Origin of the sequence: Gimesia sp. (assembly GCF_040219335.1) — a bacterium.
In the GTDB taxonomy this organism is placed as follows: Bacteria; Planctomycetota; Planctomycetia; order Planctomycetales; family Planctomycetaceae; genus Gimesia.
This window is the reverse complement of the sequence record NZ_JAVJSQ010000044.1, coordinates 100,569-115,207: the sequence shown is the minus strand read 5'-3', so window position 1 is coordinate 115,207 and position 14,639 is coordinate 100,569. Positions and strand designations below refer to the sequence as shown.

The 14,639-nt window shown below is 53.9% G+C and carries 10 protein-coding genes; 7 read left to right on the top strand and 3 right to left on the bottom strand.

The genetic code is table 11. From position 1 onward, the window contains the following. The first annotated feature begins 25 nt into the window (after positions 1–25). The 6 genes from RID21_RS30165 to RID21_RS30140 all read left to right on the top strand — a co-directional run bounded on the left by RID21_RS30165 (position 26) and on the right by RID21_RS30140 (position 8,825). Positions 26–3,151 (top strand): DEAD/DEAH box helicase, encoded by a 3,126-nt coding sequence (locus RID21_RS30165; protein ID WP_350195483.1) that lies wholly within the window; start codon positions 26–28, stop codon positions 3,149–3,151. 159 nt (positions 3,152–3,310) lie between these two features. Then, on the top strand, positions 3,311–4,204 hold the full coding sequence (locus RID21_RS30160; protein WP_350195624.1) for a class II glutamine amidotransferase domain-containing protein: 894 nt from the start codon (positions 3,311–3,313) through the stop codon (positions 4,202–4,204). Then, complete coding sequence (locus RID21_RS30155; RefSeq protein ID WP_350195481.1) at positions 4,192–4,884, top strand: GltB/FmdC/FwdC-like GXGXG domain-containing protein; 693 nt, start codon at positions 4,192–4,194, stop codon at positions 4,882–4,884. The genes RID21_RS30160 and RID21_RS30155 overlap by 13 nt, the downstream gene beginning before the upstream one ends. 38 nt (positions 4,885–4,922) lie before the next feature. After that, positions 4,923–6,278 carry an FMN-binding glutamate synthase family protein gene (locus RID21_RS30150; RefSeq protein WP_350195479.1) on the top strand — a complete coding sequence of 452 codons (1,356 nt, stop codon included), beginning with the start codon at positions 4,923–4,925 and terminating at the stop codon, positions 6,276–6,278. A 50-nt stretch (positions 6,279–6,328) separates the two neighbouring features. After that, on the top strand, positions 6,329–7,687 hold the full coding sequence (gene glnT, locus RID21_RS30145) for a type III glutamate--ammonia ligase (RefSeq protein ID WP_350195477.1): 1,359 nt from the start codon (positions 6,329–6,331) through the stop codon (positions 7,685–7,687). Between the two features lie 166 nt (positions 7,688–7,853). Beyond that, a complete protein-coding gene (locus RID21_RS30140; RefSeq protein ID WP_350195475.1) occupies positions 7,854–8,825 on the top strand; it encodes a cation diffusion facilitator family transporter in 972 nt (323 codons plus the stop codon). A 48-nt stretch (positions 8,826–8,873) separates the two neighbouring features. On the opposite strand, the gene tal is transcribed toward RID21_RS30140, so the two are convergent. After that, a complete protein-coding gene (gene tal / locus RID21_RS30135; protein WP_350195473.1) occupies positions 8,874–9,953 on the bottom strand; it encodes a transaldolase in 1,080 nt (359 codons plus the stop codon). Positions 9,954–9,980: 27 nt separating this feature from the next. After that, positions 9,981–11,534: a 4-alpha-glucanotransferase gene (gene malQ, locus RID21_RS30130; RefSeq protein ID WP_350195471.1), complete on the bottom strand. Its 1,554-nt coding sequence runs from the start codon at positions 11,532–11,534 to the stop codon at positions 9,981–9,983. Between the two features lie 266 nt (positions 11,535–11,800). Here malQ and RID21_RS30125 point away from each other — a divergent pair, with 266 nt between their 5' ends. After that, a complete protein-coding gene (locus RID21_RS30125; protein ID WP_350195469.1) occupies positions 11,801–13,879 on the top strand; it encodes an FAD-dependent oxidoreductase in 2,079 nt (692 codons plus the stop codon). Positions 13,880–13,887: 8 nt separating this feature from the next. Here RID21_RS30125 and RID21_RS30120 read toward each other — a convergent pair whose 3' ends face one another. Next, positions 13,888–14,598: a class I SAM-dependent methyltransferase gene (locus tag RID21_RS30120; protein WP_350195467.1), complete on the bottom strand. Its 711-nt coding sequence runs from the start codon at positions 14,596–14,598 to the stop codon at positions 13,888–13,890. Between the last annotated feature and the right edge of the window lie 41 nt (positions 14,599–14,639).

Sequence of the window (14,639 nt, the reverse complement as noted above, 5' to 3'; positions counted from 1 at the left end):
CGATGATTTGAGATCAGGAATCAGAATGACAGACAGCTTCCAGCCAGGACTCTATGAACAACTTCTCACTGAAGAATTAAAGGAGCAGTTACAGACAATCGCTGACCCGCGTCTCTACGCCACGATAGGTAAAGTTGATGCCGAAGATGCACATACTGCGATTGCCCAATACCTGGAACATGTTTTAGCCACTGGAATTGCTGGATTTCGTGGTAAAGAAGCAACTGAGAAACAAAAACGTTTAGTTGATCGTATTCTCAATTTGCTTGCAGAAGAACTGGGACAAGACTGGAAAAATCGATTACGTATCGCGACTCCGCTCGAACGACTGCTGGCAATTCATCGTACCGAGTCTGAAACTCCTGAGAATCGCCCTGATACTCCCTTATCTCGCTCTGCACTTTTGACAGGGACTCGGTTGGACCCCAGTTTGGGAAGCCAATTAAAAAAAGAGATATCAACCGCAGACTCTGTTGATATTCTTTGTTCCTTTGTGAAATGGAGTGGACTCCGTGTCATTCTGGACGAATTAAAAGAATTGGCGTCAAGCCCTCACCCTGATCGTCCCCGCATTCGGGTTATTACCACTAGTTACATGGGAGCTACCGATCCAAAGGCAATAGAAGCATTAAGCGACCTCCCCAACACTGAGATTCGTGTCAGTTATGATACGAAACGAACCCGTTTGCATGCCAAGGCTTATCTCTTTCATCGAGATACCGATTTCGGCAGTGCCTACGTCGGTTCAGCGAACCTTTCAAATGCCGCCCTTTCAGAGGGACTCGAATGGACAACCAAAGTTAGCCAATACGAGCTCTCGTATCTTTGGGGTAAGATCACCGGAACCTTTGAGACATATTGGCAGGACGATGAATTCCAGCCATTCAGCGGTGAGGCTCCTGAACGGCTAAGATCTGCCATTAAGAATGAACGGTTGAGTTCATCAGATCCATCGATGCTGCCTGCATTTCATATTCGCCCATACCCTTTTCAAGATGAAATATTGGACATCCTGGCTGCAGAGCGTGAAGTCCAAAACAAAAGAACGCACCTGGTAGTTGCCGCTACTGGAACGGGTAAGACAATGTTAGCTGCCTTTGATTATGCACGCATCTGCAAAGAAGAGGGCCGCCAACCTTCTTTTCTTTTCATAGTGCATCGAGAAGAGATCTTGAAACAAGCACTCGCATCATTTCGTGGCGTACTACGCGATCAGAATTTTGGAGATCTGCTAGTAGGAGGTCGAGACCCATCTCAGGTGAAACATCTATTTTGTTCTATTCAAAGCTACAACTCGCGTGAACTCTGGAAGAGTCCAATTGATGAATACGAATACATAGTTGTCGATGAATTTCATCATGCGGCTGCACCAAGCTACCAACGTTTACTAGATCACGTACGCCCTAATATCTTATTGGGTCTGACCGCAACACCAGAGCGGGCCGATCAACTCGATGTCCTAAAATGGTTCGGAGGGCGGACCAGTGCTGAAATCAGATTACCTGATGCCATCAATCGCAAATTACTGTGCCCATTTCAATACTTTGGTGTCTCAGATAGTGAAAACCTTGATGATCTGAACTGGCAACGAGGTGGATACGCGATCGATGATCTGGATCGTATTTATACTGGCAACGATCGCCGTGCGCAATTGATTTTAGAAAAAACACACGAAATCCTACTCAATCCATTGGATTCGCGTGGGCTGGGTTTTTGTGTCAGTAAAGCTCATGCAGAGTTCATGGCTCGATTCTTTAACGAACATGGGATCCCTGCAGCTGCGTTGACTGCCGATTCTGCTGATGACCTAAGAAACCAAGTGCAGGCTCAACTTCGTTCTCGAGAAATTAACTTTATCTTTGTTGTCGATCTGTATAACGAAGGGGTCGATATTCCTGAAATTGACACTTTACTTTTTCTAAGACCAACAGAAAGTCTCACCATCTTTTTACAACAATTTGGACGAGGGATGCGTCTCCATGATGAAAAAGAGTGTTTGACAATCCTCGATTTCATCGGCGCTCAACGACGGGAATTTCAGTTTGCATCGAGATTTCGTGCACTCAGTACGAAACCCGAACTGCGTCTCGATCGCGAAATCGAGCATGGTTTCCCTCATTTACCAAGTGGTTGTGTAGTTCAATTGGAACGCGTTGCTCAGCAACGTGTATTAGACAATATCCGTGATTCATTACGACTCAATAAACCAACTATCATCATACGACTTAAAGAATTGGGACGAATCCTCGGACGTAGTCCATTACTTCAAGAAGCTTTGGATTATCTACATACTAACTTAGATGAGTTATTAAAGCGGGGACTCTGGTCTCGTTTGCTCGCAGAAGCAGGTCTCATTGAACCAATTTCAGATTCTGACGAAACTCAACTCGCGAAAGGATTACGTCGCTTAATACACATTGATTGTGCAACTCAAATCGAATACTGGACCAAACATATCCAGTCAGGATTGATGCCGTATTCTAAAGAAGAGAAACAAGCACTAGAAATGCTCTATGTCACACTGTGGGGTAAAGAAGGTCTAGGCTGGACCATTGAAGAGTCACACAATCGATTATTAGACAATATGTCTGCCAAGCAGGATTTAGCCTCAGTTCTTGACTACCGTATTCAGAAAGCTCCTTCACTTCATGCTGGTCGTCTTCCGGAAGTTTCAGGACCGTTAACGATTCATGCACAATACACACGTGATGAAATTCTAGTTGGTTTGGGGCACTGGTCTCTCGAACATCGGCCAGATCACCGTGAGGGAGTATTGCATCTGAAAGATAAAAAGATTGATGCCCTCTTCGTCACTCTACAAAAAACGGAAGAAGAGTATTCCCCGACAACAATGTACGAAGACTATTTAATTTCGCATGAACTATTTCACTGGCAATCGCAGAGCAATACTTCATCTGGATCCCCCACAGGGCAGCGGTACATCAACCATAAAAAGCAGGGTTACACACCACTATTGTTTGTTCGTGAAGTGAAAAAACTTACATCAGGTCTTGCTTCTCCCTATTACTATCTAGGTCCCTGTGACTATGTCTCCCATACTGGAGACCGGCCAATGAGTATTATCTGGCGACTTCAACATTCCGTACCTGCTAGACTTTACCGTCAAATGGCACGTCAAGCAGTAGGATAGTCTTCTACACCTCCACCCAAAAAAATCACAAATCTCTCACAGTTCAGTTGGTTCCGGGGGGCGGGTCTGGTATCTTCGGGTGTGGAAAACCTGAACGGTTTCTATCTAACATTTCGTGTTTCGCTCGCATGAAATGAGCTCTTGCCGGGGTTGTTGTCCGTGTGTGGCATCGTCGGTTTTTTGGCCAGACGCGACGCTGATCGCGAACGTCTGGGACAACTCGTCACTCCCATGCTGGAATGCATGGCGACCCGCGGACCTGACTCCGCAGGCCTGGCTCTGTTTCACCGTCCACTCCCAGCCTCCCGGCGGTTTGCGCTCTCCACCCACGATCGCAAATTTGACTGGCAGGCGCTGGCTGAATCCTGTCAGCAGGAACTGGGACTGCCCGCGCCGGTCGCCGCTCTCGAAAATCATGCATCGCTCATCAGCGAACTCCAGCCGGACATCTTTAAACCCTGGCTGAATTCGACGTTTCCCGAAGTGCATCTGCTCTCGACGGGGCACGCGATTGAAATCTTCAAAGACGAAGGGCATCCCGAAGAGATTGCCCGGCGGTTCCACTTTACCGAAATGGTGGGTACACACGTTGTCGGCCATACGCGGATGGCGACCGAATCGGCGGTCTCGCCGGCTCATGCACATCCCTTTACGGCCGGTGAGGATTTCTGCCTGGTGCATAACGGTTCGCTGTCAAACCCCTACAGTGTGCGGCGGAAGCTGGAGAGCCTGGGAATCGCCTTTGAAACGGATAACGATACGGAAGCGGGCTGTCGTTTTCTGGAATGGCGGATGAGGGAAGGGGATACGCTGGAGACCGCCATCGAAGTGGCCCAGGCGGAGCTGGATGGCTTTTACACCTTTCTGATGGCGACCGCTGACAAGCTGGTACTCGTGCGGGATGCCTTTGCCTGCAAGCCCGCGGTCGTCGCGGAGACGGACGATTATGTCGCCGTCAGTTCGGAATTTCGCTCCCTGGCACATCTGCCTGATATCAAACATGCTCACGTGTATGAGCCGGCTCCGGAACAGATTTATTCATGGTCAGTCTGAAACAGCTTGATTTAACCGACTTGAGTGTCCGCCAGGTCAACGAGTACCTGCATGGGGAACTGCTGGAAGAACGACCCGCGCGGGTGGAGATCCTGAACCCCGACGGTTTGCACAGCATTGCCGCCGGCCTGGATACGGAAGTGGAGATCGACATCCTGGGGCACGCGGGCTATTTCATCGCGGGGATGAATCAGCGGGCCCGGGTGACGATTCACGGAAACGTCGGCTGGAGTGTGGCGGAGAACATCATGTCGGGCGTGGTTCGCGTGAAAGGACATGCGTCTGAATGTGCGGGGGCTTCGGGACACGGCGGACTTTTAGTGATTGAAGGAGACGCCTCTTCCCGGTGTGGCATTTCGCTCAAAGGGACCGAGATTGTTGTCGGGGGGAGTGTCGGTCACTTCTCTGCTTTCATGGCACAGGCGGGGACGCTGGTGGTCTGTGGCGATGCCGGCCCAAACCTGGGTGATTCGCTGTATGAAGCGACGATCTACGTCCGCGGGTCCATTCACAGTTTTGGTGCTGACGCCCGCGAAGAAGAGATGCAGGCAGACGATTTTGAAAAGGTCGCAGAACTGCTGTCCCGGGCGGAGATGAATTATGACGCCCGCGAATTCAAACGGGTCAGTTCGGCCCGCAGTCTGTATCACTGGAATGCGGACGCCCATCAGGAATATTAAACCACGTACTGCAACGAAATCAGCAGCGGAGAGCAAGTGTGAGTTCGGACAAGTCGATTCAACGCGAAGAGAGTGCCAGTTTCAACGAGCATTCCCTCTCTTACATCCGGCAGGCCGCTGAGTACGGGCTGTACGAGATCCGCGGCATGGGTGCGAAACGGCGTGTACCCAGCTTCGATGATCTGATCTTCCTCTCCGCGTCCGCGTCGCGGTATCCGCTGGAAGGTTACCGTGAGAAGTGCGAATCGAAAACGGTGCTGGGCACGCGGTATGCGAAGCAGCCGATCGAACTGGAGATTCCGATCACCATTGCCGGGATGAGTTTTGGCTCGCTCTCCGCGAATGTGAAGGAAGCGTTGGGTCAGGCGGCGACGCAGATGGGAACGTCCACAACGACGGGCGACGGCGGAATGACGCCGGAAGAGCGGGAATCGTCGAAGACTTTAGTCTATCAGTGTCTGCCTTCACGTTACGGGTTCAATCCTAACGACCTGCGGAAAGCGGATGCAATCGAGATGGTGCTCGGACAGGGCGCGAAACCCGGAGGCGGCGGGATGCTGCTGGGGCAGAAGGTTTCTCCCCGCGTGGCACAGATGCGGACGCTGCCCGAAGGGATTGATCAGCGGTCGGCCTGTCGGCATCCGGACTGGACGGGACCCGATGATCTGAAAATCAAAATCGAAGAACTGCGGGAGATCACCGACTGGAAGATTCCGGTGTACGTCAAGATGGGCGCGACACGCGTGCGGGAGGACGTCAAGCTGGCAGTCAAAGCGGGCGCGGATGTGGTGGTGATTGACGGGATGCAGGGAGGAACTGCGGCGACGCAGCAGGTCTTCATCGAACATACGGGCATTCCAACCCTGGCTGCGTTGCCCCTGGCGGTCGAAGCGCTCAGCGATATGAACGTACTGGGTGAAGTGCAACTGATTATTTCGGGAGGGATTCGTACGGGAGCCGACGTCGCCAAGGCGCTCGCCCTGGGGGCGGATGCGGTTTCGATTGGTCAGGGTGTGCTCGTCGCGCTGGGTTGCAATCATCATGCGTATCAGCGGGCGGACGGAGAAGAGGTCGACGTCACCGCGGACTATGCAAAACTGGGGACGGCCCCCGGGTATTGTCATCACTGTCATACGGGACAGTGTCCGGTGGGCATTACCACGCAGGATCCCGAACTCGAACCCCGGTTGATTCCGGAGGTCGGGGCGAAGCGTCTCAAGAATTATCTGCAGGTTCTGAATATGGAGCTGACGACCCTGGCACGGGCCTGCGGCAAGTCGAACGTACATCATCTGGAGAAAGAAGATCTGGCCGCGCTGACTGTTGAAGCAGCGGCGATGGCCAAAGTCCCCCTGGCCGGAACCAGCTGGATTCCGGGCACTGGTTCCGTTTAAGCGCACAAAACGCGGGCCGCAGGCGCAGCAACTGACAATGAGGAACCACGATGAGTGACCGTGAAGCAATCCGGAGCCGTATGAATACCGCCGGGATCGAATTTCTGCTCGCTCAGTTCGTCGACATACACGGTTCGGCTAAAGTGAAGATGGTCCCCTATTCCGGTTTCGATGACATGATCGACTCGGGGGCCGGGTTCGCAGGTGCTGCGGTCTGGGGCGTGGGACAGGGCCCAAGTTCGCATGACATGCTGGCCCGTATTGATCTATCAACCTACACGCCACTCCCCTGGAAAGAGAACACGGCCCGCTTCGCTGCGGACCTGTTCGTGGATGGGGAGTCGTATCCTTTTTGCCCGCGGACCAACCTGAAACGGGTCCTCGCGGAAGCGAAACAGAAAGGGTATGTGTTCAATGTGGGGATGGAGCCGGAACACTTCCTGGTGACAAAGAACGCGGATGGAAGCCTGTCTCCCTGGAACCCGGACGGCGTGGATTCGCTGGCCAAACCCTGTTACGACTTCCGCTCGATGGCACCGGCGATGGATTATCTGCAGGAGCTGACCACGGCGTTGAATGAGCTGGGCTGGGGCGTGTATCAGACCGATCATGAAGATGGCAATGGTCAGTACGAGATAAACTTTGATTACCAGGATGCGTTGACCACCGCGGACCGGATCACTTTTTTCAAAATGGCGACGTCGCAGATTGCCCAAAAATATGGTGCCATCGCTACGCACATGCCCAAACCGTTTGCGGATCGGACGGGCAGCGGATTGCACGTTCACTTTCACCTCGCAGATGCGGAAACAGGGGCCTGCCTGTTTGATGACGCTGCCGACAAACGGGGGCTGGGCTGTTCGGAACTGGCGTATCACTTCATTGGCGGTGTGCTCAAACATGCGCCGGCCCTGTGTGCCGTCACGAGTCCGACTGTGAACTGCTATAAACGGCTGCAACTCGGTTCCGGCCTCTATTCCAGCCGGAGCGGATACACGTGGACGCCTGCGTTTGTTTCCTATGGGGACAACAACCGCACCCAGATGATTCGGACCGCGGGGCCCGGGCATTTTGAAGACCGGACGGTCTCGGCGGGATGCAACCCATATCTCGCGCTGGCGGCTTACCTCGCAGCGGGCCTGGACGGGATTGAGAACCAGATCGATCCCGGCGAACCAAACCTGGGCAATCTCTATGAAAAGACGCCTGCGGAAATTCTGGAGCAGGGAATCAGGATTCTGCCTCAGTCTCTGTGGGAGGCGATTCAGGAACTCAGACAGGACACGGTCATTCAAGGTGCCCTGGGTGTGATCGCCGATGAGTTTATCGAACTGAAAACGCAGGAATGGGAAACCTATGATCGTCAGGTAACGCAGTGGGAAATTGATGAGTACCTGACGTTTTTCTGATCGCGAAAATGTCAGCGAACTGTGATTTGCAGAAAATCGCAATGAATGCGAGTTCTGGTCCTTCTCTGAAAACAGGATGTGTTATAGTGCAACGAAAAGAGAGATCGTCATCAAGCGGACGATCTCCCGTTGTCACCTGTTAGAACGGAAGCGACCTGAGCTGACCATGACTCAAGCAACAGAACACGAACCTGCCGGCGAGGACCACGCCGGTCACTCACATGGCCTGACACATGCGGATTCCCTGCGGGGTGTGAGCAGTTCGCGGCTGATCTGGGCGATCGTCCTGAATCAGTTGCTGACGGTCGGGCAGGTGGTCGCGGGAATTTATTCGGGCAGTGTGGCGCTGCTGTCTGATGCTGCTCACAATTTCAATGATGCCAACGCGCTGTTGATTGCCTACATTGCGCGACGGATTTCCCAAAAGGAAGCCAATGAACGGTTCACCTTTGGTTATCGCCGGGCTGAGATGATTGGTGCTTTGATCAATCTGACGCTGCTGGCGATTGTAGGCCTGTACCTGGTTTATGAAGGGATTTCCCGGTTTTTCGAACCAGAGCACGTCATGGGTTCGGTGATGGCCTATACCGCGATTCTGGCCCTGGTGGTCGATGTCGGATCGGCACTACTGTTGTGGTCGATGAGCAAGGGGTCTTTAAATGTCCGGGCCGCTTTTTTTCATAACATTGTCGACGCGTTGAGCAGTATCGCGGTCCTGGTGGGTGCAGCGGCGATTATCTGGTTCGGCTGGAACTGGGTCGATCCGCTGATTACCGTACTGATCTCGGGTTATATTCTCTGGGAAGTCTATAAGATGCTCCCGCAGGCGATGCGGATGCTGATGGAAGGAACCCCCGCTGACTTCGATATTCCGGCCCTGGTCGAACGCGTCGAAGCTCTTGCCGACATCGAAGAGATCCATCATCTGCACCTGTGGGAACTGGATGAAGAGCACACAGCGCTGGAGGCACACGTGGTCATCCGAAAACAGAATGCAGAGCAGATGGAGATCATCAAGCAGCAGATCAAGGAATTACTGGTACACGAATTTCAGATTGAACACTCGACACTGGAATTCGAATTCGCTGACGCAGCAGAAAACCAGTGCCACGATACGCGGGTGATTCCCGAGCACTGATGGCACTGGTGTTTTTTGCTCTTCTATTTATGTTCTACCGAGTGTCGCTCAGTTGGTCAGCGAAGCACTCTTGGAGGCCAGCTGCTCGAGTAGATCTTTCCAGGAATCGACGAACGACTCGGCACCATCTTTCTGCAGTTTTGCAGCGAGTGCATCACAGTCGACGCCTGCACTGGTGAACTCACCTAACAGGGAGCCGCTTTCGCCGCCGTCGTCTTCCAGCAGTTCTCCGGTCTCGCCGTGATCGGCAAACGCGTGCAGCGTTTCTTCGGGCATCGTATTCACGGTGAAGGGGGAGGCCAGTGATGTGATATAAAGAACGTCAGAAGCGTTGGGATCTTTCGCCCCGGTACTGGCCCAGAGCAGGCGCTGCATCTGCGCACCACAGTTGAAGATCCGCTGCCAGCGGGGTGAATTCATCAGCTCTTTATAGGCTTTGTAACACTGCTGACCGATGGCGATACCCAGGCGGTTATGCAGGTTTTCGGGAACCTGATCAACGACAGCGCGGTCCCAGCGACTGATAAACAGGGAAGCGACCGAGCCCACGACCGGATTCAGTCCCGCTTCGATGCGGCGTTCAATACCACGCAGGTAGGCTTCTGCAGCAGCCACGTAGTGTTCGGGAGAAAAGAGCAGCGTGACATTCACGGGAATGCCGGCGAAGATCGATTCTTCAATGGCGGGCAAACCTTCTGTCGTCCCCGGAATTTTGATCAGGACATTCGACCGGTCCGCACGTTCATGCAGATCCTGGGCAGAAGCGATTGTGCCTGCGGTATCGTAAGCCAGGGTGGGTGAGACTTCGAGTGAGACCCAGCCGTCGACCCCCGCGGTTCGTTCCCAGACCGGTCGAAATAAATCGGCGGCTTCCTGGATATCCTGCAGTGCCAGTTCGAAAAAGAGCTGTTCGCCTTCCCGTCCCTGGTTTCGCAGTTCCAGGATGGAATCGTCGTAGAGTTTGCTGCTCTTGATGGCTTTCTGGAAGATCGTGGGATTGGAAGTCAGACCTGTGAGTGAAAGCTCTTCGATGTATTGCTGGAGCGTGCCCTCTTTCAGCATGTCCCGGGTAATATTATCAATCCAGAGACTTTGCCCCAGATCGTGAAGTTGTTGCGTGGCTGGCATGGAATGACCTCCTGTTATAGTCAGATATTATTCTCTTTGAGTTTCCGTGAATCGATTTTCCATTGTCGTCAATTTCCGCAGCGATTGAAAGGCTGAGTCCGACAACATATCCGTTGTGCACCGCCAGCCCCAGTTCCCCTCACACGTTCCGGGTGTATTCATACGGGCTTCCTCGTCCAGATTCAGCAGATCCTGCAGGGGGGCGATCGATAACATTGCCACGGAGGACCAGGCCTGTTCCAGGAAGAGCGGTGCGATTTCTGTCTCGGATACTTCCGCACGTTGCAGAAGCTGATAAATCGGCAGTCGTTCCTCTGCAGACAGACTGCGGAACCAGCCACGGGTGGTGTTGTTATCGTGCGTGCCCGTATAGACGACGGAATTCTGATTAAAATTCTGAGGCAGATAAGGATTCGCGGGATCCCCGTCGAAGGCAAACTGCAGAACCCGGGTTCCCGGCAACTGGAAACGGTCGCGGAGTTCGTTGACGTCGTCGGTGATGACTCCCAGATCCTCAGCGATAAAGGGGAGTGAGCCCAGTTCCCTCTGTACGACATTAAAGAAGTCACTGCCCGGTCCGGTCACCCATTCTCCAGTAAGCGCACTTGGTGCGCCAGCGGGGACGTGCCAGGCGGCAGCGAAGCCCCGGAAATGATCAAGGCGGATGAGGTCCACATGCTGCAGGAGTGCGCGGATGCGATTGATGTTCCACTGATAGCCGGTCGCTCGGAGTGCCTCCCAGTCAAAGACTGGGTTGCCCCAGAGCTGCCCCTCGGCACTGAAGTAATCGGGAGGGACGCCCGCGACGTACTTCGGCCGGAACTGTTCATCCAGCAGGAACAGTTCCGGATTTGCCCAGGCATCACAGGAATCGGGGGAGACAAAAAAGGGGAGATCGCCGATAAGCTGAATGCCCTGCTCGTGCGCATACTCTTTGAGTCGCTCCGCCTGACGGTACACCAGATACTGGGCCAGGCGGATCTGTTCGATTTTCGGGGTCAGTTGTCGACGCGCTTCAGCCAGGGCAGCCTCTTCCCGGTGGACCAGTTCTGCAGGCCAGGTGAGGTAACTGGCTCCCTGATAGCGATCTGAGAGCGCCTGGAACAGGGTGTATTCTTCCAACCAGTGTTGTTCCTGTTCCGAGAACCGTGCGAAGTCCTGGCGCAGTTCCTCACTGGCCCAGGAATGAAATTTCGCAGAGACCGTCTGTAGCAACCGCTGTTTGAATGCTCGGACTGCTGGATAATCGACATGGTCGGTTGAGAAATCGGGAACCTCTAGTTCATTATCATGAACAAGCCCCACCGCGAGGAGATCTTCAGGGCTGATCAACAGCCAGTTGCCGGCGAAAGAGGAGATGGGCTGGTAGGGTGAATCTCCGTAGCCGATTGCCGACAGGGGGAGCAACTGCCACCAGGACTGTCCTGCCCGGGCGAGCAGGTCGATCCAGTCACGGGCCGCGGCTCCCAGATCGCCGATACCATACGGACCGGGTAAGGATGTCGCATGCAGCAGCAGGCCGGCACCGCGTTTCTGTAGTACGGGGGAAGCATGGCCTGTAATCTCATCATCGGCGGTCATATCTATTTTCGAATCCTTTCCTCAGATCACCTTAAACTGACGCAGTATTCTATCCCAATCCGAAGAAGATTCTCTAATTAAAATTTAAGAAGTGACAGGTTGCGTGGTTCTTCCCAGGAGGACATCAAATCGGGAACGTCTGCTGATCGACTGGGAAAATGAGAAGAAACGCTTTATATTGAAGCCAGGCTGGAAGCACTCGTCCACGCGTTGCTTTCGGTACCAGAATTTATTTTACTTTTCGCGCTCACCCACAGGATTTACATATGTTTCAACCGGTTCGTCTACTCTCCCTGTTACTGGCAGCCCTTTTCCTTCTACAAAGTCCGCTCCGTGCAGCGCAAACTGAGCAACAGAAACCGCTAAAGGCTGATGTCATCGTTTACGGGGCAACGCCGGGGGGATTCTGCGCTGCGCTTGCGGCAGCACGCGAGGGGGCCGAAGTGATTCTGCTGGAACCGACCGACCATATCGGGGGCTTGAATACCGGCGGTTTAAGCTTCAGCGATTCGAACCAGACAGTCCGCAGTACGGTCATGGGGCTGTTTGATGAATGGCATACGCGGATTGAAAAAGACTATGCCGACCGGGGGATCACGCTGCCATACAAGGTGAGTGTGAAAGACCAGTCGAAATGGACCTACGAGCCACACGTGGCAATGCGGGTGACGCGACAGATGCTGAAAGAGGCGGGCGTCAAAGTACTGCCGGAACAGCGTCTGCAGTCGGTTCAGAAAGCAGGGACGCAAATCAAAGAACTGGTCACCAGCCGGGGACACTTCGCGGCGCAGGTCTTCGTGGACGGCACATACGAAGGGGATCTGATGGCAGCGGCAGGCGTCAGCTGGACCATCGGACGCGAAGGGAAAGCGGAATATGGTGAGTCCCTGGCGGGTAAACGCTATCCCAAAAGAAAGATGAACATCAATGGATTCGCTGAGAGCGGCAAACCGTTGCCTTTGATCACGACAACCGATGCAGGCCCTGAAGATGAGGGGGATTCCCTTGTCATGGTTTACAGTTTCCGGCTCTGTCTGACGGATGATCCCGACAACCGGGTCCCTTTCCCCCAGCCGAAAAATTACGACCCCGCCCGATTTGAGGTGGTGCGACGCTATGTGAAATCAGGTGGTCGCGTGGGCTGGGATATGTATCCGCTGCCCGGTGGTAAACTGGACGGCAACAATTCGATTGGGGGCCAGTTCTCGCTCGGCCTGGTAGGAGCGTGTAACGGCTGGAGTGAAGCCGACGCAGCAGGGCGGGCCGCGATCTGGGAAGAACATAAGCAGTACACGCTGGAGTTTTATCATTTTCTGACAACGGATCCTGTGGTCCCGGAAAAGATTCGTCAGCAGTATGCTCGGCTGGGGCTCTGCAAAGATGAGTTTCCCGAGTACGGACATTTCTCTCCGGCCCTGTATGTGCGCGAGGGACGACGAATGCGGGGCATGTTTGTGCTGAGCCAGAAAGACATTCTGGAACAGCCCGAAAAAGAGGATCCGATTGTGATCTCGTCCTTCCCGATTGACTCGCATGACTGTCAGCGGGTGGCCCTGAAAGGGGGCGGCGTGATCAATGAGGGGACGATTTTCCCCGTCAGACGCGCGTATCCGAAACAGGGCTATGCGTATCACGTCCCCTATCGTTCGATCCTGCCAAAACCGGATGAATGCACCAACCTGCTGGTGCCGGTGGCTCTCTCCTGTACTCACGTCGGTATCTCTTCGATTCGAGTGGAGCCCACGTGGATGATCCTCGGTCAGAGTGCCGGCATCGCGGCGGCCATGACTGCCAGTAAGAACACGACCGTGCAGAAACTTCCCTACCCGGAACTGCGGGCGAGACTGTTGGAGCGGGGACAGGTACTGGAGTTGCCCGAAGTCCCCCCGGAACCGAAGACCGTGAGCGGCATTGATCCGAAGACACTGCCGGGCGTGGTGCTGGATGATGGTGCCGCGGAACTCAAAGGGAGCTGGAGTCGTTCGACAAATTTCAAACCCTATATCGGCAAGGGTTATGTACACGACGGTAAGTCGGGGAACGGAAGTGCGTCGGCGACTTTCCGCTTCAAAGTCCCCCACACGGGCCGTTATCAGCTGTTGATGGCTTACTCGGCGCATCCGACCCGTGCGAAACAGGTTCCCGTGACCGTATCCAGCGGCACAGACCAAGCGACGCTGACCGTCGATCAGACCAGACCACTGCCGGCGGGGAAACAGTTTCGCGAGATCGGAACAGTCCGGTTGCAGGGCGCTACCGAAACCACGATCACCGTCAGCAACGATCAGACTGACGGCTTCGTGATTCTGGATGCGATCCAGCTGCTGCCGATCGCTGAAAAGTAAGCTCGGACTTACTTGCGTTTGAAACGCAGGAAATAGTTTTCCTCAAAGGCGGGAATTTTGACTTCTTCCACGAATTCGAACCCAGCATCTTCGACTTCTTTACGGAAGGTCTCTTTGCCTGCACGAACATGGCCCAGCGTCCATTCGCGGGACTTGCCGGGGATGCGTTCGAAGTCGATCAGAATCAGCTGACCGCCGGGAACGATTGCCTTGTGCAGGGAGGCCATCGAACGGGACGGGTATTCGAAATGGTGGTAGACATCGCAGATGAAGGCAGCGTCAATTGAAGCGGGGGGCAGGCGGACGTCGTCCTGTCCACAGAGGACGGGAGTGACATTCTTCAGATCCAGGATATCTGAGATTTTTCCGACCCGTTCGACGAATTTGGGGACAATATCCAAAGCAAACACCCAGCCTTTTTCTCCAACTGCCAGGGAGAACGGTTCCACGAACAGTCCCGTCCCGGTCCCGACGTCGGCAATACGATCGCCGGGTTTGAGTTTCAGCTGTTTCACAATCTGGTCGCGGGCACGGAAGACTTCCCGGCTTTCAACTTCAAAGCGTTTAATCCACTGATCGACATCCAGATCGGGATCGAGGAATGACTTGTTGATGCCCGGCTTCACACTTTGTGGTGGCGCGGTAGCAGTCTCCTGGGCCATGACAGGAGAAAAATGCAGGCAGACGGTGGCGAGCAGAGTCAAACATATAACACGCATAGCAGGTTCCTGAATAAAGGGGATGCGAAACAATTTATTCG

What these genes read in the sequence shown, in the direction of transcription:
- RID21_RS30165 (WP_350195483.1), top strand. Translation starts at nt 26, where the DNA reads ATGACAGACAGCTTCCAGCCAGGACTCTATGAACAACTTCTCACTGAA.
- RID21_RS30125 (WP_350195469.1), top strand. Translation starts at nt 11,801, where the DNA reads ATGTTTCAACCGGTTCGTCTACTCTCCCTGTTACTGGCAGCCCTTTTC.
- RID21_RS30120 (WP_350195467.1), bottom strand. Translation starts at nt 14,598, where the DNA reads ATGCGTGTTATATGTTTGACTCTGCTCGCCACCGTCTGCCTGCATTTT.
- RID21_RS30140 (WP_350195475.1), top strand. Translation starts at nt 7,854, where the DNA reads ATGACTCAAGCAACAGAACACGAACCTGCCGGCGAGGACCACGCCGGT.
- glnT (WP_350195477.1), top strand. Translation starts at nt 6,329, where the DNA reads ATGAGTGACCGTGAAGCAATCCGGAGCCGTATGAATACCGCCGGGATC.
- tal (WP_350195473.1), bottom strand. Translation starts at nt 9,953, where the DNA reads ATGCCAGCCACGCAACAACTTCACGATCTGGGGCAAAGTCTCTGGATT.
- malQ (WP_350195471.1), bottom strand. Translation starts at nt 11,534, where the DNA reads ATGACCGCCGATGATGAGATTACAGGCCATGCTTCCCCCGTACTACAG.
- RID21_RS30155 (WP_350195481.1), top strand. Translation starts at nt 4,192, where the DNA reads ATGGTCAGTCTGAAACAGCTTGATTTAACCGACTTGAGTGTCCGCCAG.